The sequence below is a fragment of the Castellaniella defragrans genome, assembly GCF_014203015.1.
In the GTDB taxonomy this organism is placed as follows: Bacteria; Pseudomonadota; Gammaproteobacteria; order Burkholderiales; family Burkholderiaceae_B; genus Castellaniella; species Castellaniella defragrans.
In genome coordinates this window covers 35852-61517 of sequence record NZ_JACHIB010000022.1, presented here as the reverse complement: position 1 = coordinate 61517, position 25666 = coordinate 35852, and the positions used below count along the sequence as shown (strand labels likewise).

The 25666-nt window shown below is 68.2% G+C and carries 22 protein-coding genes; 11 read left to right on the top strand and 11 right to left on the bottom strand.

Annotation, left to right across the window (positions count from 1 at the left end; genetic code table 11):
- Positions 1–35: 35 nt before the first annotated feature.
- The 3 genes from HNR28_RS16635 to HNR28_RS16625 are packed head-to-tail and all read right to left on the bottom strand — an operon-like array spanning position 36 to position 2863.
- Positions 36–815 carry a tyrosine-protein phosphatase gene (locus HNR28_RS16635; protein WP_084330692.1) on the bottom strand — a complete coding sequence of 260 codons (780 nt, stop codon included), beginning with the start codon at positions 813–815 and terminating at the stop codon, positions 36–38.
- A 4-nt stretch (positions 816–819) separates the two neighbouring features.
- Positions 820–1689, bottom strand: coding sequence for an SDR family oxidoreductase (locus tag HNR28_RS16630; RefSeq protein ID WP_151025266.1), 870 nt, complete (start codon positions 1687–1689; stop codon positions 820–822).
- A gap of 58 nt (positions 1690–1747) precedes the next feature.
- On the bottom strand, positions 1748–2863 hold the full coding sequence (locus HNR28_RS16625) for an oxidoreductase (RefSeq protein WP_043687303.1): 1116 nt from the start codon (positions 2861–2863) through the stop codon (positions 1748–1750).
- Between the two features lie 155 nt (positions 2864–3018).
- Between HNR28_RS16625 and HNR28_RS16620 the strand changes: the two genes are divergently transcribed.
- Positions 3019–3936 (top strand): SDR family NAD(P)-dependent oxidoreductase, encoded by a 918-nt coding sequence (locus HNR28_RS16620; protein WP_043683895.1) that lies wholly within the window; start codon positions 3019–3021, stop codon positions 3934–3936.
- On the opposite strand, the gene HNR28_RS16615 is transcribed toward HNR28_RS16620, so the two are convergent.
- The 8 genes from HNR28_RS16615 to HNR28_RS16580 form a co-directional block, all read right to left on the bottom strand.
- The gene (locus tag HNR28_RS16615; RefSeq protein WP_198408271.1) at positions 3933–4418 is read right to left on the bottom strand and encodes a MaoC family dehydratase; all 486 of its coding nucleotides are present in this window, start codon (positions 4416–4418) and stop codon (positions 3933–3935) included. The two genes, HNR28_RS16620 and HNR28_RS16615, sit on opposite strands and share 4 nt — an antisense overlap.
- Positions 4419–4467: 49 nt before the next feature.
- Positions 4468–4890: an FAS1-like dehydratase domain-containing protein gene (locus HNR28_RS16610; protein WP_084330693.1), complete on the bottom strand. Its 423-nt coding sequence runs from the start codon at positions 4888–4890 to the stop codon at positions 4468–4470.
- Positions 4891–4912: 22 nt separating this feature from the next.
- Positions 4913–6361 (bottom strand): enoyl-CoA hydratase-related protein, encoded by a 1449-nt coding sequence (locus HNR28_RS16605; RefSeq protein WP_221291712.1) that lies wholly within the window; start codon positions 6359–6361, stop codon positions 4913–4915.
- A 13-nt stretch (positions 6362–6374) separates the two neighbouring features.
- Positions 6375–7172 carry an enoyl-CoA hydratase-related protein gene (locus HNR28_RS16600; RefSeq protein ID WP_043683897.1) on the bottom strand — a complete coding sequence of 266 codons (798 nt, stop codon included), beginning with the start codon at positions 7170–7172 and terminating at the stop codon, positions 6375–6377.
- A gap of 53 nt (positions 7173–7225) precedes the next feature.
- A complete protein-coding gene (locus HNR28_RS16595) occupies positions 7226–7996 on the bottom strand; it encodes an SDR family oxidoreductase (protein ID WP_043683899.1) in 771 nt (256 codons plus the stop codon).
- Positions 7997–8050: 54 nt separating this feature from the next.
- Positions 8051–8938 (bottom strand): SDR family oxidoreductase, encoded by an 888-nt coding sequence (locus HNR28_RS16590; RefSeq protein WP_043683901.1) that lies wholly within the window; start codon positions 8936–8938, stop codon positions 8051–8053.
- Positions 8939–8973: 35 nt separating this feature from the next.
- Positions 8974–10146, bottom strand: a complete 1173-nt coding sequence (locus tag HNR28_RS16585; protein WP_043683903.1) for an acyl-CoA dehydrogenase family protein — start codon at positions 10144–10146, stop codon at positions 8974–8976.
- 70 nt (positions 10147–10216) lie between these two features.
- Positions 10217–11533, bottom strand: a complete 1317-nt coding sequence (locus HNR28_RS16580) for a protoporphyrinogen/coproporphyrinogen oxidase (protein ID WP_043683906.1) — start codon at positions 11531–11533, stop codon at positions 10217–10219.
- 319 nt (positions 11534–11852) lie between these two features.
- Between HNR28_RS16580 and HNR28_RS16575 the strand changes: the two genes are divergently transcribed.
- From HNR28_RS16575 to HNR28_RS16530, 10 genes are all read left to right on the top strand, one after another.
- The gene (locus HNR28_RS16575; RefSeq protein ID WP_043683908.1) at positions 11853–12305 is read left to right on the top strand and encodes a MaoC family dehydratase; all 453 of its coding nucleotides are present in this window, start codon (positions 11853–11855) and stop codon (positions 12303–12305) included.
- The gene (locus HNR28_RS16570; RefSeq protein WP_242404199.1) at positions 12302–13177 is read left to right on the top strand and encodes an HpcH/HpaI aldolase/citrate lyase family protein; all 876 of its coding nucleotides are present in this window, start codon (positions 12302–12304) and stop codon (positions 13175–13177) included. Before HNR28_RS16575 ends, HNR28_RS16570 begins: the two co-directional genes overlap by 4 nt.
- 54 nt (positions 13178–13231) lie before the next feature.
- Positions 13232–14398 (top strand): acyl-CoA dehydrogenase family protein, encoded by a 1167-nt coding sequence (locus tag HNR28_RS16565; RefSeq protein ID WP_151023910.1) that lies wholly within the window; start codon positions 13232–13234, stop codon positions 14396–14398.
- A 144-nt stretch (positions 14399–14542) separates the two neighbouring features.
- Positions 14543–16360, top strand: coding sequence for a DUF1302 domain-containing protein (locus tag HNR28_RS16560; RefSeq protein WP_151023911.1), 1818 nt, complete (start codon positions 14543–14545; stop codon positions 16358–16360).
- Between the two features lie 22 nt (positions 16361–16382).
- The gene (locus HNR28_RS16555) at positions 16383–17738 is read left to right on the top strand and encodes a DUF1329 domain-containing protein (RefSeq protein ID WP_151023912.1); all 1356 of its coding nucleotides are present in this window, start codon (positions 16383–16385) and stop codon (positions 17736–17738) included.
- A 91-nt stretch (positions 17739–17829) separates the two neighbouring features.
- The gene (locus HNR28_RS16550) at positions 17830–18810 is read left to right on the top strand and encodes a WD40/YVTN/BNR-like repeat-containing protein (protein WP_158386301.1); all 981 of its coding nucleotides are present in this window, start codon (positions 17830–17832) and stop codon (positions 18808–18810) included.
- A 16-nt stretch (positions 18811–18826) separates the two neighbouring features.
- Entirely contained in the window at positions 18827–21190 is a 2364-nt protein-coding gene (locus HNR28_RS16545; RefSeq protein WP_084330694.1) for an efflux RND transporter permease subunit, read from the top strand.
- Positions 21191–21229: 39 nt separating this feature from the next.
- Positions 21230–23239: an acetoacetate--CoA ligase gene (locus HNR28_RS16540; RefSeq protein ID WP_084330695.1), complete on the top strand. Its 2010-nt coding sequence runs from the start codon at positions 21230–21232 to the stop codon at positions 23237–23239.
- Positions 23236–24024: an enoyl-CoA hydratase/isomerase family protein gene (locus HNR28_RS16535; RefSeq protein ID WP_043683913.1), complete on the top strand. Its 789-nt coding sequence runs from the start codon at positions 23236–23238 to the stop codon at positions 24022–24024. Before HNR28_RS16540 ends, HNR28_RS16535 begins: the two co-directional genes overlap by 4 nt.
- Before the next feature lie 58 nt (positions 24025–24082).
- The gene (locus tag HNR28_RS16530) at positions 24083–25645 is read left to right on the top strand and encodes an acyl-CoA synthetase (protein ID WP_043683914.1); all 1563 of its coding nucleotides are present in this window, start codon (positions 24083–24085) and stop codon (positions 25643–25645) included.
- The last annotated feature ends 21 nt before the right edge of the window (positions 25646–25666 follow it).

The window sequence follows — 25666 nt, the reverse complement described above, 5'->3', positions numbered from 1 at the left end:
CTCGATACGCCATCCAGAGAAGGACGGCCCAAGGATCAGGCCAGCAAACGCATGCGCAAGCCCGCATGCCCGGCCGCAGTCAAACCGCAGGCGACCCTGAAATAGGCGTCGATGCCGCCGAAATCCCGCCCGATGCAATCCAGGGCCGCCATCAGGTATTCTTCGCGCACGTCGGCCATGACCAGCAACGCATCCAGCGCACGCGGCGGCAGCCCTTCCAGCTCGTCCCCCAGCAGCCCGCGGACCAGCTCGGCCGGCGGGCAACGGGCGCGGGTCAGCAGGTAGTTCTCGAATACATCGTCGCGCGAAACGCCGAGGGCGAAGAGCAGTATGGCGCAGACGAACCCCGTGCGGTCCTTGCCGGCCGTGCAATGCACCAGCGTCACCGGCGATGCGGGGCCCTCCAGTGCCGCGAACAGCTCGGCGAGCACCTCGGCAAACAGACGCGGCATGGCGGCATAGGCGCCCAGGATCCACTGGCGCGCCGCCTCGGCATCGAACGCCGGATCGGCGATGCGTTCGCGCCAGCCGGAAATCCGGACGGCCGCAAGCGCATCGGCCCGCGCGCTGTACAGGGTCCTGGCCGCCCGCCCGGCAGGCCAGCGGCTCTCCGCCCGCTGCCGCTCGTCGGCGGCCCTCAGGTCGCAGACGAGCCCGATGTCCAAGGCCGCGACCCGCCGCAGGTCCTCGTCGGTCAGGCGCGCCAGCGCCTCGGAGCGAAACACGCGCCCCGGCCGGACCGTGCCGCCCCCGGCGCCACGGCACCCGCCGAGGTCCCGGAAATTCGGTGCGCCCATCAGATCCATACGCGCCATGGCCTCAATCCGCTTCGCTCAGCATGGCGGGCGCCTCGGCCCGGTGGAACCCTTCGAACGGCCGGCTGCGCGACGTTTCACCCAGCGTCCAGGTCTGGCGGGCGTTGGGCGTGCCGCCATCCACCCGGATGCAGGTCCCGGTGATGTAGGCCGCCGCCGGCGACAGCAGGAAGACGATCGCGGCCGAGACCTCGGCCTCGGTGCCGAAGCGCTTGAGCGGCACCTTGGCGGCGTATTTCCGCAGCTCGCGGCGCGCCTCCGGGGTATAGCGGTCGAAGCCGCTGGACGCGATCCCGCCGGGCGCCACGGTATTGACGCGCACGCCCTCGGCGGCCCACTCGCAGGCCGCCGTTTCGGACAGCGTGAGCATGCCGCCGCGCGCCGCGGCGGAATGGCCGAAATTCGGCCAGCCATGCCAGATGTCGGCGATGATGTTGACGATCGCGCCGCCATGCGCCGCCATCCAGCGCGCATAGGCTTCGCGCATGAAGATGAAGCCGCCCGTCAGGTTGTTGCGCACGACCGCGTCGAAGCCGTTCGTGCTGATGTCCCGCAGCGGCGTCATCCACTGGCCGCCCGCATTGTTGACCAGGCCGTCGAGCCGGCCGGTCAGCTCCAGCACGCCGTCGATCGCGCGGATCACCGCGCCTTCGTCGCGGATGTCGCACGCATGGACGCTGGCGCGCCCGCCGTCCTGGACGATCTCGTCGCGCACCCGCGCGCACTTTTCCTCGGTCCGCCCGACCAGCGCGACGTGCGCGCCCAGCGCCGCGAGTTCGTGCGCGGTACAGCGGCCGATCCCGCTGCCCGCGCCGGTGACGACGATGGTCTGCCCGCTGAAGACCTCGGGATGAAACACGGATGCATACCGCATAGCCATACTCCTCATGATTGGATTGGCGCCGCCTTCGGAAGACGCGGTCCGCCCGCTTTCAGGCCGGTTCGTTCAGGGCCGCGGCCAGGGCCCTCCCGGGATGCCAGCGGGCGGGCCCGGCAAGCTGGAACTGCCGCGAAAACAGATCTCCCGCGCCCAGGACATGCGCGGCCTTCATCGCCCAGCGGGGATCGAACAGGAAAGACCGCCCCAGCGCCACGCAGTCGGCGTCGCCGTCGGCGACCGCCCGCTCGGCCATGCGGGGCCGATGCAGCATGCCCACGGCGCGCACCGGCATGCCGGTCTTCCGCCGGACGCGCCCGGCGTATCCGAGGAGATAGCCGGGGGCCGCGGGGATCCGCACCCCCTCGGCGACCGCGCCGCTCGATATGCAGACGAAATCGACGCCCGCCCCACGCAGCGCCGCGCACACTTCGAGCGTCTCGGAAAAAGGCCGCCCGCCTTCGATCCACTCGTGCGCGTCGATGCGCGCGCCGAGCGCCTTGTGCGCGGGCCACACGGCGCGCACCGCGGCCGCCACGGCCAGGGGGAAGCGCAGGCGGTTGGCCAGCGCGCCGCCATAGGCGTCCGTGCGGCGGTTGGCGAGCGGCGAGAGAAAGCTGGCGAGCAGATAGCCATGCGCCAGGTGCAGTTCCAGGTAATCCAGCCCGGCGCGCAGGGCGCGGCGCGCGCTGCCGGCAAAGGCCTCGGTCACGCGCTCGATATCCGCTTCGTTCATCTCGACCGGCAGCGGACGCTCAGCGCCGAAGGGCAGCGCCGACGGCCCCAGGACCGGCCAGCCCGTGCCGATGGACAAGGCGCCGCCGCCATCCCAGGGGGTGCGGCAGGCCGCCTTGCGGCCCGCATGGCTGAGCTGGATGCCGATGGGAATCGACGCCAGCCGCTTGAGATGGGCCACCAGCGCGGCCAGCGCGGCTTCCTGCCGCGGGTCGTAGAGCCCCAGACAGCCGGCCGTGATGCGGCCTTCCGGCGCGACCGCGGTGGCTTCGAGGGTGAGCGCGCCGGCACCGCCGACCGCCAGCGAGCCGTAGTGCTGCCAGTGCCAGTCGCCGGCCAGGCCGCCCCGGGCGCTGTACTGGCACATGGGAGAGACGAAGACCCGGTTGTCGAGCATCATCGGGCCGATCCGCAGCGGAGAGAACAGGATGGACATGGCGCCCCAGCACGGCTTCAGGACAGGCGGCCCATGCATCCGGCGATGCGCGCGGCCGCCCCACATTAATTAGTATCATATCATACCATATGATATGATTACAATACTCGCCGCGGCTGCCGCGGCGAGGCCCGACATTCAATTCCGGAGACACAATGGAACACAGACTACTGAGCGGAAAAGTCGCCCTGGTCACAGGGGCCGGCCGAGGCGTGGGCCGCGGCATCGCCCTCGCCCTGGCCGCCGCCGGCGCCAAGGTGATCGTCAACGACATCGGCGCATCGGCCGCCGGCGAAGGCCTGGACCAGGGGCCCGCCCACGAGGTCGTCGCAGAAATCCGCGCGGCGGGCGGCGAGGCCGCCGCCGACACGCACTCGGTCGCCGACTGGGACCAGGCCCATGCCATGGTCCAGGCCGCCATCGACGCCTTCGGCCGGATCGACATCGTGGTGAACAACGCGGGGATCGTGCGCGACGCGATCTTCCACAAGATGAGCCGCGAGGAATTCGACGCGGTGGTCGCCGTCAACCTGAGCGGCGCGTTCCACGTCAGCCGCGCGGCGGCCCCCCACTTCAAGGCCCAGAACGGCGGCGTCTACGTCCACATCACCTCCAGTTCCGGATTGATCGGCAATCTCGGCCAGGCCAACTACGCTGCATCCAAGCTCGGGGTGGCGGCGCTCTCGAAAGCCATCGCCATCGACATGCAGCGGTCCAATGTCCGCTCCAACGCCATCGCGCCCTGGGCATGGACGCGCATGGTCGGCACCATTCCCGCCGACACGCCCGAACAGCAGAAGCGCGTCGAAGGGCTCAAGAAACTGATCCCGGAAAAGATCGCGCCCTTCGTCGTGGCCCTGGCCAGCGACCAGGCGCGGGAAGTCACGGGACAGATCTTCGGCGTGCGCAACAACGAGATCTATCTGTTCACCCAGCCCCGCCTGCTGCGCACGGCGCACACCTCCGACGGCTGGACGCCGGAGACGATCATCGAGCGCGTCCTGCCCATGTTCCAGAACGACTTCTATCCCCTCGCCCGCTCGGGCGACGTCTTCACCTGGGACCCCGTCTAGGACTCGACCGGGGAGTGCAATGCGGGGCGGAATCTCCGCAGGAGCTCCTCCTCGGAGAGCCGGACGTCGGCATGGCCGCTGACGATCCGCCGCCCGTCCTGCGCCCGCATCAGCAGCGCCACCCTGGCCACGCCGCCTTCATATCCGGTCAGGCTCATGCCGATCGTCGTGGCCTGCCCCACCAGCAGCACGCTCTCGAAGCGGGCGCCGAAGCCGCGGATGCTGCCGGCATCGAAATGCCGCGTCAGCATGCGCCCCAGGCGCGCCATGTTCAGCATGCCATGCACGACGAGGCCGTCGAACCCGGCCCTGCGGGCGAAGGCGGGGTCCAGATGCAGCGGGTTGTGGTCGCCGGACGCCTGCGCATAGCGCCTCAGATCCTCGGGCGAGAATGCGGCGCCGGCCTCGTGCAGCACGGCGGGGCCGGACACCGCTTCCGGCATGCGCACGGCAGCCGTGCCTCCCCCATCGACCACAGCCATGCTCCCTCCATCGACAGCAGCCATGCTCCCTCCATCGGCACTCATGAACTCATGCCTCCTCCTTCGGATGGCGCACCAGCACCAGCTGGCGCGAACGCCCCAGCACCTCGCCCTCGTCATTGGAAAACGTCGTCTCGATCGACACGAATTCGAGCGCGCCCCGGCGCCGCTCGTAGATGTCGGCGATCCGGCGCGCCACCTGGACCCGCATGCCGGCCCGGATGGGCGCCAGGTACTCGAAATGCTGTTCGGCATGCAGGATATGCGCCAGATCCGCGCCCAATACCGTCTGCATGATGTGGCGCGAGCTGTCGTTGCGCCCCTCCAGCACCTTCATGAAGGTCGGCGGCGCCCCTTCGTCCGGGCCGGGCGCCGCCACACCGACGGCGGCGGCGAATGCCGCCAGCTCCGCAGCGCTCACGAGCTCCGTGAACACCGGCAGCCGATAGCCGATCAAGTCGCGGTTCAACACGGGCCCGGTCTCCTGCGAAGCGTCACGGGCAGTCCGCGGCCGCCCGGGGCCGGTCGCCGGCCGACAGGCCGGCGGCTTCGGCCCGCCGCTCGCACTCGGCCCGGCCGACGCGCTGCAGGAACGCGAAAGGTCCGCCCGTCCATGCGGGCATGATCCCGGCGACCACCGCCGCGCTGTCGAGCAGCGCCTCGTCGGTCACGCGCCCCGCTTCGGCGGCCTCCTGCGCCCGCAGCGCCACCCCGTACTCCGGCGGCAGGCCCCGGGCCTGCGCCGCCTGCGCGGCCCGCGCCAGGGCGGCCAGGACCAGATCCCTGCCCGGCGTCACCAGGACCGCGTCGGGCCGCAGGCTGCGCGCGGCGATCAGGGCGGCGACGCGCGCCTGGGGATCGCCGTCCCAGAGGATCTCGACCGCCTGGCCGTACGGGCCGCGGGGCGCCGCCCACACGCCGGCGGCGCAGCCGGCGGCCAGCCCGGCCTCGTCCGGGCCGCACGTCCCGACCGGCACGCCGCCGGCCTCCGGCGGAACCTCCAGCGGAATGTCCAGCGACTTCAGGGACCGCTGGCGGTCCAGGAACAGCGCGCGCACCATGTTGCCCGCCACCGGATCCTGGATCAGGCGCACGAAAACATCCATCTCGTTGTCGAGCGCGAGGTCGATCGGCATGGCCCAGCCCTGGATGACGCAGTCCATGATCGCCCGATAGGCCGGATAGCGTTCCAGCAGGGCGTCATCGAGCGCCAGCGCCCGGGCGATGCGTTCATGCGCCCCCGCGTCGCCGGGCCGGATCTCCTCGTCGTCGGTATCGTAGAACGCGCCGGTGAGATGGCGGGGCTTGCCGCCGTCCATGCTCAGCGCCTTGGCCCGCGCCCGGTCGATCAGCTGGTCGGCGGGCACGATCTCGTCGGCCAGCCCGCAGGCGAGCGCCGCATCCGCGCGCACGGGCTCGCCGCGCAGCAGCATGTCCAGGCCGCGCCGGACGCCGATGAGCCGGGGCAGGCGCTGCGTGCCTCCCGCCCCCGGCAGCAGGCCGAGCTTGATCTCGGGCAGCCCCAGCGCGACGCGCTTGCGGTCGGACAGCACCCGCGCATGGCTGGCCAGGCACAGTTCCAGCCCGCCGCCCAGGGCCAGGCCGTCGACCGCCGCGACGAACGGCTTGGCCGAGCGTTCCAGCCGCCGGAAGAGCCGGCCGAGCCGGCCGCAGAGGTCCACGAGCTGGTCGTGCGTGTCGGTCCGCGCCCGCTCGGTGAACATCCGGATCATCGAAAGATCCGCGCCCACCAGGAAGGAATCCTTGCCCGAGGCGAGGACCACCGCGACGATCCGTTCATCGGACTCGACCCGGTCGAGGAGGCGCTCCAGGGAGTCCATCATCTCCAGGGAGAAGACGTTCATGCTGCGGCCCGGCATGTCGATGCGGGCCAGCAGGACGCCGTCCTCGCCCAGCGCCGTCTTGATGTTCTGATCGGTCACGGCAGGCCACGCCTCACGATGCGTATTTCTTGAAGTCGGGCTTGCGCTTCTCGTTGAACGCGCGCACGCCTTCCTTGGATTCCTCGGTCTGGTAGAACCCCTTGACCGCCGCGACGCCCATGAAGCTGATGCCGCGGATGTTCTCGCTGTCGGCATTGAACGAACGCTTGCTCAGCGCGAGCGCGGTCGGGCTGAGCGCATTGATCTCGGCCGCCCAGAGCTCGCACTCGGCATCGAGCTCGTCCTTGGGCACGACCTTGTTGACCAGCCCCATCTCGAGCGCCTGCTGCGCCGTATAGCGGCGGCACAGGAACCAGATCTCGCGCGCCTTCTTCTCGCCGACGATGCGGGCCAGGTAGGCGGTGCCGAAGCCGGGATCGGCGGAGCCGACCTTGGGGCCCATCTGGCCGAACTGCGCCGTATCGGCGGCCAGCGTCAGATCGCAGATCGTGGCGAACACGTGGCCGCCGCCGATCGCATAGCCCTGGACGCGGGCGATCACCACCTTGCGGCAGTCGCGGATGGCGGACTGCAGCTCCTCGATGGGCAGGCCCACCATGCCGCGCGGGCCGTACAGGCCGTCGTCGGACAGGTGGACCTTCTGGTCGCCGCCGGTGCAGAAGGCCTTGTCGCCCGCCCCGCCGAAAATCACGCAATTGACGGTCTTTTCCTCGTCGGCCATGCGGAAGGCCTGGATCAGTTCCTCGACCGTCTGGGTGCGGAACGCGTTGTACACCTCCGGGCGATTGATGGTGATGTGGACGGCGTTCTCGCTCACCGTATAGAGAATGTCCTTGAATGTCTGGCTCATGTGCTCTGCTCCTGAAATCGTGAATGTGAAAAGACCGGCGGGCCGCGCGCCGCTCAGCCGTGCATCGTCAGGCCGCCCGAGATGCTCAGCGTCTGGCCGGTGATGAAGGCCGCGTCGTCGCTCGCCAGGAAGGCCACCATGCCCGGATAGTCCTCGGGCACGCCGATGCGCCCCAGCGGCACGCCGCGGACCATCGCGTTGCGGATCTTCTCGCCCTGCTCGCCGGTGCCGACGAACGCCGTCATCGCCGGGGTATCGGTGGGCCCGGGGCAGACGCAGTTCAGCAGCACGTTGTTGCGCGCGACCTCGCGCGCCAGGGCCTTGGAGAACGCGATCGTGGCGCCCTTGCAGCCCGAGTAGACGACCTCGCCGGAGGAGCCGACCCGGCCCGCATCCGAGGCGATGAAGATCACGCGCCCGCCGCCGCCCCGGCGGACCATGCCGCCGACCACGGCATGCGTCATCTGCAGCGGTCCGAGATAGTTGATGTCCACGACCTTGCGCCAGAAATCGGGCCTGGTCTCCAGAAACGCCATCGGCGTATCCCAGCCGGCGTTGTTGACCAGCGCCCAGGTGGGGCCCAGCCGGGCCTCGATCGACTCGACGGCACGCGTGACCGAACCGAAGTCCGTGATGTCGCACGTCTCGGCCTCGGCCGTGCCGCCGGCGGCGCGGATCCCTTCCACCGCCGCGGCGGACGCCTCGGCGTTCAGGTCGAGCACGCCCACCGCCATGCCCTCCGCCGCCAGGCGCCGGGCGATCGCCAGCCCGATGCCGCTCGCCGCGCCCGTCACCAGCGCAACCTTGTCCTTGAGTCCTCGCACACCTGTCTCCTTCGTCTTCGATAAAAATCCGTTCGTCCGCGCCGGCGGCGGCATTCACACGCTGCGCTGCGCCTTGCTCTGCTCGCTCGCCGCCTTGGCCTTGGCCTTGGCCTGCTCCCATTGCGCATCGCTCATGGCATTGAGGCCGACGAAGGTCGAGGGCGCCGCGAGATGGTGGCCGCCATCGATGGCGATCGTCTCGCCGGTGATGTAGTCGCAGCCGTCCGACAGCAGCAGCAGCACCAGATTGCCCAGCTCGGAAATTTCGCCGTAGCGGCCGGCGGGCACCTGATCGGCCTGGGTGGCGCCCACCGAGCTTTCCTCGGTCGGATTCAGCATCTGCCAGGCGTAGTCGGTCGGGAAGGGACCGGGGGCCACCGCGTTCAGGCGGATGCCATGGCGCGCCCACTCGACGGCCAGGGACATGGTCATGGCATGCACCGCGGCCTTGGCCATGGCGGAAGGCACGACATAGGGCGAGCCCGTCCAGATCCAGGTCACCAGCGTGGACACCACCGAGCCCTTGAGCCCCTGGTCGATCCAGCGCCTGCCGGCCGCCTGGGTCGTGAAGAAGGCGCCGTCCATGACCGTCGAGGAAATCGCCTCGTACCCGCGCGGGCTCAGGTTCTTCGTTGGAGCGATGAAATTCGCGGCCGCGTTGTTCACCAGCCCGGTGAGCGGACCGTGGCCGGACCAGATCTCCGCCATGGCGTCGTCCACGGCCTGGGCATCGCGGATGTCCACGGCCTGCCAATGGACCCTGTCGCCCACTTCCGCGTTGATTTCGGCGGCGGCGTCCGCCAGCACCTGCGAACGCCGGCCCCAGATGTGGACCTGCGCGCCATGGGCCGCGAGGTGGCGGGCCAGGCCCTTGCCGATGCCCGTCCCGCCGCCGGTGATGAGGATGCGCTTTCCGGCCATACAGTCTTCAGCGAACAGCATGTTCTTGCCTCCTTGAGAAACGCGCGGCCGGCGGCTCAGCGGCCGGCGGTCCGGGGGGATTTGCGGGCATCGAAGAGCGCGCGGCCGATCAGGTGCTTCATGATTTCGATCGATCCGCCGGCGATCTTGACGATGCGCGCATCCGCGTAGGCGCGCGCGATCGGGTATTCCCACATGTAGCCCCAGCCGCCGAAGAGCTGCAGGCATTCGTCCACCACCTTGCAATGCAGGTTGGAAAGCCACATCTTGGCCATGGCCGCATCCAGCGCGTCGAGCTTCCCGTCCATGAAGAGCTGGATGCAGTGGTCGGTGAACACCCGGCCGATGACCGCCTCGGTATGCAGCTCGGCGAGCTTGAAGCGCGTGTTCTGGAAGTCGCCGATCGTCTTGCCGAACGCTTCGCGGCCGGCCGTGTATTCCACCGTGTAGTCGATCACCTCCTCGGCCACGACCGCGGAGCGGATCGCCTGGGCCAGGCGCTCCTGCGAGAGCTTGGTCATCATCAGCGCGAAGCCCTGCCCTTCCTCCCCGAGCATGGCGTCGGCCGGCACCCTGAGGTCCTCGAAGAACAGTTCGGACGTGTCCTGCGCCTTCAGTCCGAGCTTTTCGAGATTCCTGCCCCGCTTGAAGCCCGGCAGGCTGGTGTCGACGAGGAACAGCGTGATGCCCTTGGCGCCCTTGCTGGAATCGGTCTTGGCCGCCAGCACGAGGACGTCGCACATCTGCCCGTTCGAGATGAAGACCTTCTGGCCGTTGATCACGAAGTCGTCGCCGTCGCGCACCGCGCGCGTGCGGATGTTCTTCAGATCGGAACCCGCATGGGGCTCGGTCATCCCGAGCGCGCCGATCGCCTCGCCGCTGACCATCTTCGGCAGCCAGCGCTGCTTTTGCGCCTCGGTGCCGAACGATTTGATGTAGGTCGCAACCAGATCGCAATGGATCAGGAAGCCCGGCCCGGTGTACCCGCAGCGCGCGATTTCCTCGAACACGATCACGTCGAAGAGATAATCCAGGCCCAGGCCGCCGTACGCCTCCGGGACGGTGCAGCACAGCAGGCCGGCTTCGCCCGCCTTGAGCCAGACATCGCGCGACACGATGCCGTCCTTTTCCCATTGCTCGTGATAGGGGCGGATCTCCCGATCGATGAATTTCCGCACAGTGTCACGGAACATCTCGTGTTCTGGTCCGAAAAGCCTGCGCTCGATCATTCAGTTTTCCATCAGTAGGTTCGATTTAAGTACGATAGCATACTATATGCTATCAATCAATACATCCACCCTAGACGGCGCCCAGCTGCCGGCCCAGGCGCAGCGCGGCGCGCTCGCCGCTGAACACCGCCGCCTCGACCCCGGCCTGGGAGAAATAATCCCCCGCGAGGCACACGCCGCGCGGCATGGCGGCATGCACCGCGTCGAGCCGGCCATAGTGGCCGGGCCCGGCGATCGTCAGGCCGCGGTCGTAGCGGAAGAGATGGACGAAATCGGGCGCCGGCGCGGGGCCGAAGGCCCGCAGGGTCTCGGCCAGGGCTTCGCGCTCGATGTCCGCATCGCTCATCTGCGCCAGGGGAGGCGTGTTGAAATAGACCCCGACGACCTCGCCGCCCGCCGGCACCGAGCCCGGATGGCGCCGGCTGTGCAGCACCAGGGCGCCGACATTGCGGGTCTCGCCCGGGCCGACCGGCAGGACGATGTCCGAGCGGTGGCGCGGCCAGGGGTTGGTCCGGTAGCCGATGGCGACGTGCGCATATTCGGTATAGGGCGCCTCCATCAGGGTCCGATGGGCGGCCTCGGGGAGATGGGGCTGCAGGAGCCGCGCCGCGACGAAGGCCTCCGTCGCCATCACCAGGCCGTCCGCCTCGTAGGACTGCCCGTCCGCCCACACGCGCCAGCCCTTGTCCAGGCGCTCGACGCGCTCGACCGGCGTGGACAGGTGCAGTTCGGTGCGCCGGGCCGCCCCGATCAGCCATTCGCTGACCTGGCCGACGCCGCCGGGCGGCACCGACAGCCGCATGCGGTGCGCCTGGCGGATGATGGCGTGCGGAAACGGCGTCGACAGCCAGGAAGCGGGCACCGCATACAGGAAATCCATGATGGGGCGCACGATGTATTCGTAGGGCCGCTCGCCCAGGCTCCTGCGCGACCAGGACTCCAGATCCTCGCCGGAATCGAAACGGGCCAGGTCGCCGCCGTCGAAGGGATTGGCGGCCCCGCCGCCGAGCATGAGGCGGACCATGCTCGCCACCATCCTGAGGCGGTCGCCCAGGGTCAGCGTCGGCACCTTGAGATAGCTGGGCAGGGACACGAAGCTGACCGGGTAGCGCGCCCCGTCGCTGTCCAGCAACTCGGCGGCGCCGCCCCAGGGGACCAGCTGGGCATCGCAGCCCATTTCCCGGAGCAGGGCCGAGGTCCGCGGGTAGATCCCCCCCATCAGGAACAGCGCGCCCGTGGCCAGGTTGAAACCGTCCCGGTGGAGCTGCCTGGTCCTGCCGCCCACCCCGTCCGCGGCCTCGAACAGCTGCACCGCATGCTTCTGCTTGTCGAGCGTGTAGGCGGCCGCACAGCCGGCGGGCCCGCCTCCGATGACGATGACCTTCATCGTTGTCTCCCTGTCGTTTGTCGATGTCCGACTGTTTGTCGATGTCCGACTGTCTCCCGGCGGCGCCCAAAGATCACCCACCCTAAGTTAGGCACCGGCCCCCTCCGCCGCACCCAACTTTAGTTAGGCGCCATCCGCGCAGCCTTTGTGCACCATCGAAAAACGGCATCCCCAAAGGACATCCGCCCATTCGAGGCCCTTCGAGGCCATTCGGAGCCATGCGGAACGCGGGACGGCGGGGCAAAGAGCGCTTGCATAGTACGCAAGCATGCTGTAATGTACCATACTATATTCCTAGTTACTTATTCCGGAGACTGGCATGGCCGGTTTGTTCTTCGAGGAATTTCAGGTGGGGCAGGAAATCCGCCATGAAATCCGGCGCACCGTCACCGAGGCGGACAACGTCTGGTTCTGCGGGGCCACCTACAACCCCGCGCAGATCCATATCGACGCCGATTACTGCGCCCATACCGAATTCGGCCGGCCGCTGATCAACAGCATCTTCACGCTGGGCCTGATCATCGGCCTGTCGGTGCAGGACACGACCCTGGGCACCACCGTGGCGAACCTCGGCATGAGCGAAACCCGCTTCCCCGCGCCGGTGTTCGCGGGCGATACGCTGCGCGCGGCCACCACGGTGGTGGCGCTGCGCGACAGCCAATCCCGGCCGCGGCAGGGCATCGTCACGTTCCGCCACGAAGGATTCAACCAGGCGGACGAACTGGTCGTCACCTGTACACGGCAGGCCCTGATGCACCGGAGGCCCGCATGATGAGACTGCGCTCCCTGCTCTTCGTGCCCGGCGACAGCACCCGCAAGCTCCTGCGCGCGCGCGACAGCGCCGCCGACGCCCTGATCCTCGACCTCGAAGACGCCGTCGCGGACGCGCGCAAAGGCATCGCCCGCTCGACCGCGGCCGCCTTCCTGCAGTCGGCCCATCCGAAATCGCGCCCCGCCCTCTTCGTGCGCGTCAATCCGCTGGACACGCCGCACTGCCTGGCCGATCTCGCCGCCGTCGTCGGCCCGGGACTGGACGGCATCGTGCTGCCCAAGGCCAACGGCATCGAGGACGTGACCCGCCTGGGCCACCATCTCGACGCGCTGGAAGCGCGCGCCGGGATGGCGCCCGGGTCGGTCGGCATCCTGGTGGTAGCCACCGAAACCGCGGCCGCCCTGCTGAACGTCAGAGGATACCGGCGCGCGCATGCGCGGCTGCTCGGCCTGACCTGGGGCGCCGAGGATCTGTCGGCCGCGCTCGGCGCGAGCACCAACCGCCGCGAGGACGGCGCCCTCGCGGACGTGTACCGGCTGGCGCGGGCCGCATGCCTGCTGGGCGCGGCGGCCGCGGCGGTGGCGCCGATCGACACCCTGTACGCGGATTTCCGCGATGCCGAGGGCCTCGAACGGGACTGCATCGCATCCCGGCGGCAGGGATTCGCCGGCCGCATCGCCATCCATCCCGCGCAAGTGGACACCATCAACCGCTGCTATTCCCCCAGCGACGAGGACCTCGCCTTCGCCCGGCGGGTGGTCGACGCCTTCGCCGCCGCGCCCGAGGCCGGCACCATCGGCATCGACGGCCGGATGTACGACAGACCCCATCTCACCCAGGCTCGGCGCGTCCTGGCCGCCGCGCAGGCCTGACCCCGCGGCGGCGCGCGCCGGCTCATCGCCCTACTGAAAAACAGGAACGCAGTCATGAATTTCTCCATCGACCCAGATCACCAGGCCATCCGCGACGGCGTCGCGGCGGTGATCGGCCGCTTCGACGACGAATACTGGCTCGCCCGGGACGCCAGCGGCGAATTCCCCCGCGAGTTCCACCAGGCGATGGCCGCCGCCGGCTGGCTGGGCATCACCATGCCGGCGGAATACGGCGGCGCCGGCCTGGGCGTGACCGAGGCGGCGATCATGATGCACGAGGTCGCCTCCCACGGAGGCGGCATGGCCGCGACCTCGACCGTGCACATCAACCTGTTCGGCCCCCACCCCATCGTCGTCTTCGGCTCGGACGAGCAGAAGGCGCGCTGGATCCCCCGCCTGATCCAGGGCCAGGACCAATGCTGCTTCGGCTTCACCGAGCCGGACGCGGGGCTCAACACCACGGCGATCAAGACCTTCGCCGAGAAGGTCGATGGCGGCTACGTCGTGCGCGGGCAGAAGGTCTGGACGTCCACCGCCCAGGTCGCCAACAAGATCATGCTGCTCGCGCGCACCACGCGCCTGGAGGACTGCGCACGGCCCACCGACGGGATCACGATCTTCTACACCGACCTGGACCGCTCGAAGATCGAAGTGCGCCGCATTCCCAAGATGGGCCGGGCCGCGGTCGATTCCAACGCCATCTTCATCGACGAGCTGTTCGTGCCCGAAGGCGACCGCATCGGCGAGGAAGGCAAGGGCTTCGGCTACATCCTGCACAGCCTGAACCCCGAACGGATCCTGATCGCCGTCGAGGCCATCGGCATCGGCCAGGACGCGCTGCGGCGCGCGACGCAATACGCCAAGGAACGCGTGGTGTTTGGCCACCCCATCGGCCAGAACCAGGGCATCCAGCATCCGCTGGCGGAACGCTGGATGGCGCTGGAAGCCGCCTGGCTGATGGCGATGAAGGCCGCCTGGCTGTACGACGGCGGCAAACCCTGCGGCGCCGAGGCTAATACCGCGAAATTCCTCGGCGCGCGGGCCGGCTACGACGCAGCCCTGCAGGCGGTGATGACGATGGGGGGCTTCGGCTACGCCAAGGAATACCACGTCGAACGCCTGCTGCGCGAAGTCACCGTCACCCGGATCGCGCCGATCACCGAGCAGCTGATCCTGTGCTTCATCGGCGAAAAGGTGCTCGGCCTGCCGAAATCCTATTGAGCCTGCCGAAATCCTATCGACCATCCCAAACCGACGGACCCCATTCCATGACCCACACCCACCCGCCGTGACAGGCGCCCCTCATTCCCACAGAGGAAGCGGCCCCCAGGAGGGCAGCCGTACCCAACCACAGAGGAGACACACATGAAGAACCGAGTAAGCATTCTCGCGCTCTGCCTGGCCGGCGCCTTCGGCGCGGCCGGCCCGGGCGGCGCGCAAGCCACGGATTTCCAATTGGGCGACTGGCAGGGCAACTGGAGCTCGAGCATATCGCTGGAAACCAGCGTCCGCGCCCGCGGCCAGGACTCTGCGCTGTACGGACAGGGCAACGGGGCGGCGCGCGGCCGCGCCGACGGCACCGGCAACAACACCATCGACGAGGGCAACCTCAACTATGACAAGGGCGATGTGATCTCGTCCCGACTCAAGCTGATCTCCGAGGTCGAACTCAAGAAAGGCACCATGGGTGCCTTCCTGCGCGGCCGGGCCTGGTACGACTACGGACAAAAGAACCTCGACGTCCACCTGGGCAACCAGGCCAACGGCTACCGCCCGAACAGGCCTTTGTCAGACGACGGTTTCGAGCGCCTGAACCGCTTCAGCGGCGTGGACCTGCTGGACGCCTATGTCTACGACACCTTTACCCTCGCGGGGCAGCCCCTGCAGGTACGAGCGGGCAACCAGGTCATCAACTGGGGCGAAAGCCTGTTCATCCAGGGCATCAACCAGATCAACCCGATCGATCTGACCTCCGCGCGCATGCCCGGATCCCAGGTCAAGGAAATCCTCCTGCCCGTCCCACTCGTCTCGGTCAACCAGGGCCTGGGCAATCTCGGCAGCGTCGAGATGTTCTACCAGTTGCAATGGAAAAACACGGCGATCGACTCGGCCTGTGGCAATTACTGGGCTGTCGCGGGCGGCTCGGTCGGCCTGTATCCCAATAGCTGCGGCAACGCGGTGAGCGTCGCGGGCAGCAGTGCGGACGGCTACCGCTCGGGTGCCTATGTCGGCACCCTGGACGGGGACAAGCCCAGCAACACCGGCCAGTTCGGTGTCGCCTTCCGCACCTACGCCGAACCAATCGACTCCGAGATTGGTGTATACGCGATGAAGATCCATGCACGAACCCCGGCGGTATCGATGCACTACGGTGATTACAGCGCGTCTGGATCTCTCATCCCATTCGCCGTCCAGTGGGAATACCCCGAGGACATCAAGATCTACGGCCTGAGCCTGGCCACTAATGTCATGGGCGTGTCCGTAGGTGCCGAACTGAGCCACAGCCGAGGAGTTCCAGTTCAGATCGATGCGAACGACCTGTTTCTAGGGGCAATGGGTGCCACCGGCGTCATCGCACCAGGAATGGCAATCCCGTTCGGTCCGTATGGGAATGGAGCTATGGCGGCACGAAATAGCGACGGCTACCTGCAAGGCTATACCCGCGCCAACAAGACCCAGTTCCAGCTCAACGGCATCAAGGTGGGCAACGGCATTCTGGCCGCCGACCAGTACCTACTGATCGGCGAGGTTGGCTTTCAGTGGAACGACCTGGACACCGACGCATTGCGCTACGGCCGCCCATTCATCTTCGGGCCGGGACCGGACGCGAGCTACGGCGTGCCGTGCTCGGCGATCAACATTTCCAAGGAAGGCTGCAAGAACAAGGGCTACATGACCAACTTCGCCTGGGGCTACCGGCTCAAGGCCGAGCTGACCTACAACAACGTCCTCAACAGCGGCATCACCGTCCAGCCCAGCATATTCTGGTCGCACGACGTCCAGGGCTGGTCGATCGACAGTCAGTTCGCCGAAGGACGTCAGGCCCTGGGCCTGGGCGCGCGCTTCACCTACAACAAGAACTACTCCCTGAGCCTGAATGCAATCCGTTTCAACCGCAACGCCGACTACGACGCGCAGCGCGACCGCGACTTCTATTCCGCCACCCTGAGCATGAACTTCTAAGCCCCCTTGAGGAGACCAGAACATGACGAAGCACGCATTCCCGGCGCTCGCCTGCGCCCTGACGATCGGCATCCTGGCGCCCGGGGCCCATGCCGAGATGAGCCCGGACGAACTCGCCCGCCTGGGCAAGGATCTGACGCCAAACGGAGCCATCATGGCCGGCAACGCCGACGGCACCATTCCCGCCTGGACCGGCGGCCTGACCCAGCCGCCCTCCGGCTGGGACCCGAAGATGGGTTACATCGATCCCTTCAAGGACGAAAAACCGCTCTTCACCATCACCGCCGCCAATGTGGACAGCTACGGCGACAAGGTCTCCCCCGGCATGGCCGCGCTGTTGAAGAAATTCCCGAACCAGGCCATGCCGGTCTACAAGACGCACCGGACCTTCGCCAACCCGCCCGAAATCTACGCCGCCACCAAGGAAAAGGCGGCCAAGGCGAAAATCGTCGGCCTGGGCATCGAAAACTACGATGTGCCCGGCACGCCCTTCCCCGTGCCCAAGACCGGCGTCGAGGCCATCTACAACCAGACCACCAAGTATTTCGGCGGCTACAAGGCCTGCCGCGACTGGCTGCCGGTGCGCGCCTCGGGCGACTACTACCGCGTGGGCTTCTGCGAGCACATGGTCCAGGGGCAAAACGTCGTCCCCCACGAGGAGAATCTGGCTTTCATGATCTACGCCGGATACGACGCGCCCTCCACCCTGCTGGGCACCATCTACCTGGTCCGCGACTCGGTGGACTACACCAAACCCGGCGCGGGCCGCCAGGCCTGGATCTACAACGCCGGGCAGCGCCGCGTGCGCCGCGCCCCCGACCTGGCCTACGACAACGTCGACGACGGCACCGAAGGCATGCGCACCACCGACGACTACTGGGGATTCCAGGGCGCGATCGACCGCTACGACTGGAATCTGGTCGGCAAGAAGGAGATGTACATCCCCTACAACGCCTACCGCCAGATGGATCCCTCGCTCAAGTACGCGGACATGATCGACAAGGGCGGCCTCAAGCCCGAGCTGACGCGCTGGGAGCTGCATCGGGTGTGGGTGCTGGAAGCGACCCTCAAGCCCGGCATGTCCCACGTCCTGTCCAAGCGCGTGTTCTACCTGGACGAGGACAGCCACATCATCGCGCTCGCCGACGGCTACGACGGGCGCGGCAATCTGTGGCGGGTCTACACCTATCCGCTGGTCCAGGCCTATGACGCCGGCGTCATGTTCCAGACCAACTTCGTGACGGCCGACCTGAGCAACGGCAACTACATGGTGACCGCCGTGACCAACCAGCGGCCGCAGCCGGCCTATCAGTGGAACGTCAAGGGCGAGGCCAAGGACTTCACCACGGAAGCCATCCGCCGCCGCGGCGTGCGCTGACGCCCCGCTCCGCCCCATGGCGCACCCTCCGCGCACGCCGGCAAGCCGGCGCGCGGCGGGTGCCTGTCCAACCCTCTAGGTAATGACGCGCATGACCACAGTCCGAAGTTCCCTGCTCGCCATGCTCCTGATGTGCGGCGCGCAACTCTGCCTCGCGGCGGGCGCCGCGCACCGCCCGACGGAAGTCCTCTCCGCCGATCGCATCAAGGCGGACCGCACGGCGCTGTTCGACCTGGAGCTTTTCCATGGCGAACTGTTCGCCGTGGGCGAGCGCGGCGTCGTGATGAGCAGCGCCGACGGCGGCAAGACCTGGCTGGGCCGGCAGGCGCCGACCGGCCGGACGCTGGTGCGCCTGCTGCCCATCGACCAGAACACGGCCATCGCCGTGGGCCATGGCGGCACGATCGTGCGCACCGCGGACGGCGGCCACAGCTGGCGGAAGATCGTCGTCGGCGCCGTGGGCGACGATTCGCTGCTGGGGGCGCTGCAGCTCTCCAGCGGGCGCCTCATCGCCTACGGGGCCTACGGCCTCTACATCCAGAGCGACGACCAGGGCAGGACCTGGCGGCGCCGGAAAATCCTCGGAGAGGATTTCCAGTGGCACATCAGCGACGTCATCGAGGTCGGGCGCACGCTCTACCTGAGCGGCGAAGCCGGCACCCTGGCGGTGTCCGCCGACCAGGGCGAAACCTGGACGCCGCTCCCCTCGCCTTACGAGGGCTCGTTCTTCGGCCTGCTGGCGTTGCGCGACGGCGCCCTGCTGGCCTACGGCATGCGGGGGCACGTCTTCCGCTCCGAGGACCGGGGCGCCAGCTGGCGCGCCGTTCCGCTGGGCTCCCAGAGCGCCCTCAACGGCGGCACGGTGAGCGCCGACGGCCGCGTCGTGCTGACGGGCAACAACGGCCTGCTGGCGATCAGCAGCGACGGCGGGCGTTCCTTCAAGCTGCGCACCATGCCCGAGGGTACGCCGCTGGCCAAGGCGCTCTACGCCCCCGACGGGGCACTGGTCTATGTCGGTTATCTGGCCACGGGCCGGATTCCCGCGGAATCCACTGCGGCGCATCATGAATAAGGCGCTTGGAGGCACTATGCATCTCATCGATGAAGCGGGCGCCCGCAAGGTCGAGGAACGGCTCGGCCGCCGGATCGCCACCGCGATCTTCCGCCACCGCCTGATCCTGCTGATCGTGGGGATCCTGCTGACGCTGGGCCTGGGGCTGTCGGCGCTGAACCTGCGGGTGAGCGCGGGCTTCTCCAAGATGATCCCGATCCACCACGAATACATGCGGACCTTCGAGGACTACAAGGCCGATTTCGGCGGCGCCGACAAGGTCCTCGTGGCCATCAAGGTCAAGCAGGGCGACATCTACACCAAGGAAGCGATCGACACCATCCGCGGCGTGACGGAAAGCCTGTTCTACATCCACGGGGTCGAACGCAGCTCGCTGACCTCCCTGGTCACGCCCAACGTGCGCTACAACGAAGTCGTCGAGGAAGGCTTCAAGGGCGGCAACCTGGTGCCGGGAGACTTCGCCGGCACGCCGGAGCAGTTGAAGCAGGTCCGGCTCAACGTCCTGAAATCGGACTGGGTGGGCCGCATCGTCTCGGCCGACATGACCGCGACCATGGCCGTGGCGACCCTGCTGCCCACCGACCCCGACACGGGCCAGCCGCTCGACCTGAACGCCGTCGGCCGGCAGCTGGAGGACATCCGCGCCAAATACACCAACGACCAGGTCTCGGTGCACATCATCGGCTTCGCCAAGTCCACCGCCGAGATCGCCGAGGGCGCCTCCAGCGTGCTGGTGTTCTTCGCCGCCGCCTTCCTCGTCACCGCCCTGCTGCTGTACTGGTATTCGGGCTCCTTCAGGCTCGCCGCCTGCGCGCTGATCGCGGCCCTCGTCCCCGTGGTCTGGCTGTTCGGCACCCTGCCGCTCATCGGCATGGGCCTGGACCCGATGTCGATCCTCATCCCCTTCCTGATCTTCGCCATCGGCGTGTCGCACGCGGTCCAGATGACCAACGCCTGGAAGATGGAAGTCCTGGACGGCCACGACGGCATCGGCGCCTCGCGCAACGCCTTCCTGAAGCTGTTCGTGCCCGGCGCCACCGCGCTGCTGGCCAACGCCCTGGGCTTCATGGTGATCGCGGTGGTGGACATCCAGATCGTCCGCGAGCTGGCGTACATCTCGACCATCGGGGTCACGGTCATGATCCTGACCAACAAGATCCTGCTGCCGACCATGCTGTCCTACATCCACCTCTCGGAGCGGAAGATCGCCAGCCTGCAGAGCCACAGGACCGCGGGCTACGCGCTGTGGGAACGGTTCGGCGTGCTGGCCACGCGCCGGGGCGCGGTGCTGCCCATCCTCGCCGCGCTGGCGCTCACCGGCATCGGCATCTGGAAGGTCGGCGACCTGAAGGTCGGCGATCTGGGCAAGGGCGTCCCCGAGCTCAGGGACAGCTCGCTGTACAACCGCGACGTCGACGTCATCACCAGCAATTTCGCCATCGGGGTGGACCTGCTGCAGGTGATCGCCGAGGCCAAGGGCGAGGACTCGCCCTGCGTCCAGCGCGACGTCGAGGACAAGATCGCCGAGTTCGACTTTCTCATGCGCCAGACCGACGGCGTCGCCGCGGTGCGCAGCCTGCCCTCGTTCATCGCCGCCGTGACCCAGGACTTCGCCGAAGGCTGGTACGCCTGGCGCATGCTGCCCGAATCCACGCCGCAGATCGCCCAGGGCATCGGCGTCGCCACCCGGCTGGGCAACGAATACCGCAATTCCCAATGCACGGCGATCCCGATCTCGATCTACACGACCGACCACCAGGCCACCACGATCAATCACATCATCGACCGCATCAAGGCGTTCAAGGCCGAAAACGACACCGACACGCTGCAGTTCCGCCTGGCCTCGGGCAACGTCGGCATCATCGCGGCCACCAACGAAGTGGTTGCGCGCGCCGACAAGTGGGTGAACTTCACGCTCTTCACCTCGGTGGGGCTGCTGTGCCTGGTGATCTTCCGCTCGCTGCGCATCACCCTGTGCATCGTGGCGCCGCTCGCCCTCGTCACCCTGCTGTGCAACGCGACGATGGCCGCCCTGGGGATCGGCGTCAAGGTCAACACGCTGCCCGTGGTGGCGATCGCCGTCGGGGTCGGGGTCGATTACGGCATCTACCTGTTTGAATCCATGAAGCACGAGATGCGGGAGCACGGCCTCAAGCTCAGGGACGCCTTCGTCGAATCCCTCAAGGAGCGCGGCACCGCATCCGTGTTCACGGCCGTCACGATGACGCTGTCCGTCATGACCTGGGCCTTTTCCGCGCTCAAGTTCCAGGCCGACATGGGCATCCTGCTGGCCTTCATGTTCATGGTCAATCTGTTCGGCGCCATCCTGCTCATGCCCGCCTTCGCCGTCCTGCTGTTCGGCAAGACCCGCAACCTGTGAGCAGGGAGGCCATCCACCCAATGCACCCGGAGATCGAAAATGCCCCTGCGCGCTGATCCGAATGCGCTCCCGCGAGGCGCGGCGACCGCGCCCGACGCCGCGACGGTCGCGGCCAGCCACATGGCGCGGTTCGCCGCCGCCATGGAAGCCCGCCACGCGAGACGCTTCGACGACTACGACGCCCTGCACCGCTGGTCGGTCGAGCACCCGGACGAATTCTGGTGCGGCCTGTGGGACTACTGCGGCGTGGTGGCCGGCGCCCGGGGCATGATCGTTCTGGAACAGGGCGGATCGATGGAGGACGTGCGCTGGTTTCCCCAGGCCAGGCTGAATTTCGCCGAAAACCTGCTGCGCCACCGCGGCGACGCCGACGCGCTGGTGTTCTGGGGCGAAGACCGGATCAAGCGGCGCCTGTCGCGCGACCAGCTGTACGCCGCGGTGGCGAGGCTGGCGGCCGCGATGCGCGCCCGGGGCGTCGGCGCCGGCGACCGGGTGGCCGCCCTCATGCCGAACAGCCCCGACACGATCATCGCCATGCTCGCGGCCAGCAGCATCGGCGCGATCTTCAGTTCGGCCTCGCCGGATTTCGGCCCGCAGGGCGTGCTGGACCGTTTCAGCCAGATCGAGCCGGTCATGCTGTTCGCTACCGACGGCTACTACTACAACGGCAAGTCGCACGCCTGCCTGGAAAAGCTCGGCGAGATCGTCCAGGCGCTGCCCAGCGTCCGCACGGTGGTGCTCTGCCCCTACCTGGGGCTGGACCCCGCCGACCAGGGCATCCGGGACCTCGTCACGCTCGACGCCTTCACCGCCCCGCACGCGGCGGCGCGGGACATCCGGTTCGAGCAGCTGCCGTTCGACCATCCGCTGTACATCGTGTTTTCCTCGGGCACGACGGGCGTGCCCAAGTGCATCGTCCACCGCGCCGGCGGCGCGCTGCTGCTGCACCTCAGGGAACACCAGCTGCACGGCAACGTCCGCGAGGGCTCGCGCCTGTTCTACTTCGCCACCTGCAGCTGGGTCATGTGGAACTGGCTGGCCTCCGGCCTGGCGACGGGCGCGGCGCTGATGCTCTACGACGGCAGCCCCTTCGCCGCGGACAAGCAGATCCTGTTCGACTACATGCAGGCCGAACGCTTCACCCATTTCGGCACCTCGGCGAAATTCCTCGAAGCCTGCGCCAAGTACGATCTCGCCCCCCTGCGCACGCACGACACCGCCTCCATCGAGGTCCTGTTCTCGACCGGCAGCCCCCTGATGGCCGAAGGCTACGACTACGTCTATCGCGCCATCAAGCCGGGAGTGCACATCGCCTCGATCTCCGGCGGCACCGATCTGCTGGGCGCGTTCGTCGGCGGCAACCCCGCATTGCCCGTATGGCGCGGCGAGATCCAGTGCAAGCAGCTGGGGATGGCGGTGGACGTGTACGACGAAGCGGGCCGCCCCGTTCGTGGACAGAAAGGGGAGCTGGTCTGCACCGTCCCCTTCCCCACGCAGCCCCTCTATTTCTGGAACGATCCGGACCGGCGCAAATACCACGAAGCCTATTTTTCGCGCTTCGAGGGCATCTGGTGCCACGGCGACTTCTGCGAAGTCACCGGGCACGGCGGCTTCATCATCTACGGCCGGTCGGACGCCACGCTCAACCCCGGCGGGATCCGGATCGGCACCGCCGAGATCTACCGCCAGGTGGACCAGATCGAGGAAGTCCTGGAGTCGGCCGTGATCGGGCAAAGCTGGCCCCCCGACAAGCCCACCGACGTGCGCGTCGTGCTGTTCGTCCGCCTGCGCGACGGGCTGACGCTGGACGATGCCCTGGTCGCACGCATCCAGCGGCAGATCCGCGACAACACCACCTCGCGCCACGTGCCGAAGCGGGTGGTGCAGGTGCAGGACATTCCGCGCACCAAGAGCGGCAAGATCGTGGAGCTGGCGATCCGCCAGGCGGTGCACGGCCAGGAGGTCAGGAACACCGGCGCCCTGGCCAACCCGGAGGCGCTGGAACAATTCCGCCACCTGGCCCCCTCGCTCGCGGAAGACCAGCCATGAACTACGAGACGATCACCCTGGCGATCGACGCCGGCATCGCGCGCCTGACCCTGAACCAGCCCGACCTCGGCAACCCGTTCAACGCGGCGTTCTGCCGCGACTGGCTGGCCGCATCGGGCGAGCTCGCCGCGCGCACCGACCTGCGCGCCATCCTGCTCGCCGCCAAGGGCAAGGCCTTCAGCGTCGGCGGAGACATCCGCCTGTTCGCCGGCCAGCTCGACGCGCTGCCCGAACGCATCCGCGAATGGACCGCCGCGCTGCACACGGGCATGGCGCGCTTCGCCCGCCTGGACGCGCCGATGGTGGCCGCCGTGCACGGGATGTCGATGGGCGGCGCGACGGCCCTGGTCGGCAGCTGCGAGGTGGTCTACGCCAGCCGCACGGCGGTGCTCGGCGCGGCCTATCCCGGCATCGGATTCTCCTGCGACGCGGGCGCGTCGAGGTCGCTGACCTCGCGCATGGGCCACGCCCGCGCGCGGCGCTTCCTGATCTGCGGGGAAACCCTGGACGCGGAGCAGGCGTGCGCCGCAGGGCTGGTCGATTTCGTGGTCGAAGACGACGCGCTGTCCGCCGCCGCCGAGGCGATGGCCGCGCGGCTGGCCGCGGGCCCCACGCGTGCCTTCGGCGAGATCCGCCGCCTCTTCGCCACGGTGCTCAGCCAATCGCTCGAAACCCAGCTCGAGGACGAGGCCCAGGGGCTGGCCGCCGTCGCCCGCAGCGCCGATGCCCGGGAAGGCATCCGCGCCTTCGTGGAAAAGCGCCGGCCCCGCTTCGTCGGCGGCTGAGCCCTGGAAAGGCATTCATTCATAAAACGACATGGAAACGACATAGGGGACAGGACATATGTGGCTGCACACCGAGATCACCTCTCTGGCGGACATCCCCCGCCACTACGCGCGTACGGCCGGCGACCGGGTCGCCCTGATGAGCGCGACCCGGAAAATGAGCTGGCGGGAGCTCGACCTGGCATCGAACCGGCTCGCCAACCTGCTGATCGCGCGCGGCGTGCCGCCCGGCGGCATCGTCGCCTTCTTCGGCAAGAATTCCATCGAATACTTCATCGCGATCTTCGGCGCGAACAAGGCCGGCTGCGCCCTGCTGCCGCTGAACTGGCGGCTGGCCGCGCCGGAACAGGCCGCCGTGCTGCAGGACGCGCGGCCCCAGACGATCCTGGTCGATGCCGAATACGCCGAGGCGCTGCGGCAGGCCATCGAAGCCGGCGCCCCGCCGGCGGCCTCCATCGCATTCGACTCGGCCGGCGCGCAGGACACGGAACTGGCGGACGGCCTGGCGCAGTGCAGCGACGCCGATCCCCGCCTTGCGATCCGGCCGGAGGACACCGCGCTGCTGCTGTATACCTCCGGCACCACGGGCCAGCCCAAGGGGGTGCAGCTGACCCACGGCGGCCTGAACTACATGCGCCTGTGCGAGCATCTGGAGCCCTCGCTCGCCTGGCGGCCGGACGACATCATGATGCTCGTCATGCCGAACTTCCACATGGTCGGCACCGGCCTGTCGCTGCAGGGGCTCTACAACGGCGTGCCGCTCACCATCCTGCCCGCCTTCGAGGCCGGCAGCGTCCTGGCCGCGATCGAACGCGACAAGGCGACCGTCTGCTGCCTGGTGCCGACCACGATCCAGATGCTGATCGACCACCCCGACGCGGCGAAGGCGGACCTGTCCTCGCTGCGCCTGATCATGTATGCCGGCTCGCCCATCACGGCCGGCCTGCTGGGCCGCGCCATCCAGACGATCCACTGCGATTTCATGCAGTTCTACGGCGCGACGGAATCCGGCGGCGCCATCACCCTGCTGCGCCCGGAGCAGCACGACCTCGCCGCCGAGAAGAAGCTCAAGTCCTGCGGCTCGCCGGTCCCGCTGATCGAAGTCAAGGTCGTTTCCCCTTCCGGCGACACCCTGCCCGACGGGGAGGTGGGCGAATTCCTCGTGCGCTCGCCCACGCTGTTCAAGGGCTATCTGAACAAGCCCGAACTGACCCGCGCGGCATTCTCGGACGGCTGGTACATGACCGGCGACGCGGGCTACCGCGACCAGGACGGCCTGCTGTACCTGGTCGACCGCACCAAGGACATGATCATCACCGGCGGCGAGAACGTGTATTCGACCGAGGTGGAATCGGCCATCAGCAAGCATCCCGGCGTCTCGCAGGTCGCCGTGATCGGCCTGCCCGACAGCCAGTGGGGGGAACGGGTGGTCGCCATCGTCGTGCCGGCCGCGGACGCGTGCCCGACCGCGGAAGACATCATCGCCCACTGCCGCCGGCTGATCGCCGCCTACAAGGCCCCCAAGCAGGTCGTCTTCGCAAACCATCTGCCCATGACGCCCAGCGGCAAGATCCTCAAGGCCACCCTGCGCAAGCAGTTCAGGGAAATGGCGGAAACGTGAGGCCACGGATCCGGACGCATC

Coding starts and splice junctions, on each gene's coding strand:
- HNR28_RS16635 (WP_084330692.1), bottom strand. CDS start 815: ATGGCGCGTATGGATCTGATGGGCGCACCGAATTTCCGGGACCTCGGC.
- HNR28_RS16630 (WP_151025266.1), bottom strand. CDS start 1,689: ATGCGGTATGCATCCGTGTTTCATCCCGAGGTCTTCAGCGGGCAGACC.
- HNR28_RS16625 (WP_043687303.1), bottom strand. CDS start 2,863: ATGTCCATCCTGTTCTCTCCGCTGCGGATCGGCCCGATGATGCTCGAC.
- HNR28_RS16620 (WP_043683895.1), top strand. CDS start 3,019: ATGGAACACAGACTACTGAGCGGAAAAGTCGCCCTGGTCACAGGGGCC.
- HNR28_RS16615 (WP_198408271.1), bottom strand. CDS start 4,418: ATGGCTGTGGTCGATGGGGGAGGCACGGCTGCCGTGCGCATGCCGGAA.
- HNR28_RS16600 (WP_043683897.1), bottom strand. CDS start 7,172: ATGAGCCAGACATTCAAGGACATTCTCTATACGGTGAGCGAGAACGCC.
- HNR28_RS16590 (WP_043683901.1), bottom strand. CDS start 8,938: ATGCTGTTCGCTGAAGACTGTATGGCCGGAAAGCGCATCCTCATCACC.
- HNR28_RS16585 (WP_043683903.1), bottom strand. CDS start 10,146: ATGATCGAGCGCAGGCTTTTCGGACCAGAACACGAGATGTTCCGTGAC.
- HNR28_RS16580 (WP_043683906.1), bottom strand. CDS start 11,533: ATGAAGGTCATCGTCATCGGAGGCGGGCCCGCCGGCTGTGCGGCCGCC.
- HNR28_RS16575 (WP_043683908.1), top strand. CDS start 11,853: ATGGCCGGTTTGTTCTTCGAGGAATTTCAGGTGGGGCAGGAAATCCGC.
- HNR28_RS16570 (WP_242404199.1), top strand. CDS start 12,302: ATGATGAGACTGCGCTCCCTGCTCTTCGTGCCCGGCGACAGCACCCGC.
- HNR28_RS16565 (WP_151023910.1), top strand. CDS start 13,232: ATGAATTTCTCCATCGACCCAGATCACCAGGCCATCCGCGACGGCGTC.
- HNR28_RS16560 (WP_151023911.1), top strand. CDS start 14,543: ATGAAGAACCGAGTAAGCATTCTCGCGCTCTGCCTGGCCGGCGCCTTC.
- HNR28_RS16555 (WP_151023912.1), top strand. CDS start 16,383: ATGACGAAGCACGCATTCCCGGCGCTCGCCTGCGCCCTGACGATCGGC.
- HNR28_RS16550 (WP_158386301.1), top strand. CDS start 17,830: ATGACCACAGTCCGAAGTTCCCTGCTCGCCATGCTCCTGATGTGCGGC.
- HNR28_RS16545 (WP_084330694.1), top strand. CDS start 18,827: ATGCATCTCATCGATGAAGCGGGCGCCCGCAAGGTCGAGGAACGGCTC.
- HNR28_RS16540 (WP_084330695.1), top strand. CDS start 21,230: ATGCCCCTGCGCGCTGATCCGAATGCGCTCCCGCGAGGCGCGGCGACC.
- HNR28_RS16535 (WP_043683913.1), top strand. CDS start 23,236: ATGAACTACGAGACGATCACCCTGGCGATCGACGCCGGCATCGCGCGC.
- HNR28_RS16530 (WP_043683914.1), top strand. CDS start 24,083: ATGTGGCTGCACACCGAGATCACCTCTCTGGCGGACATCCCCCGCCAC.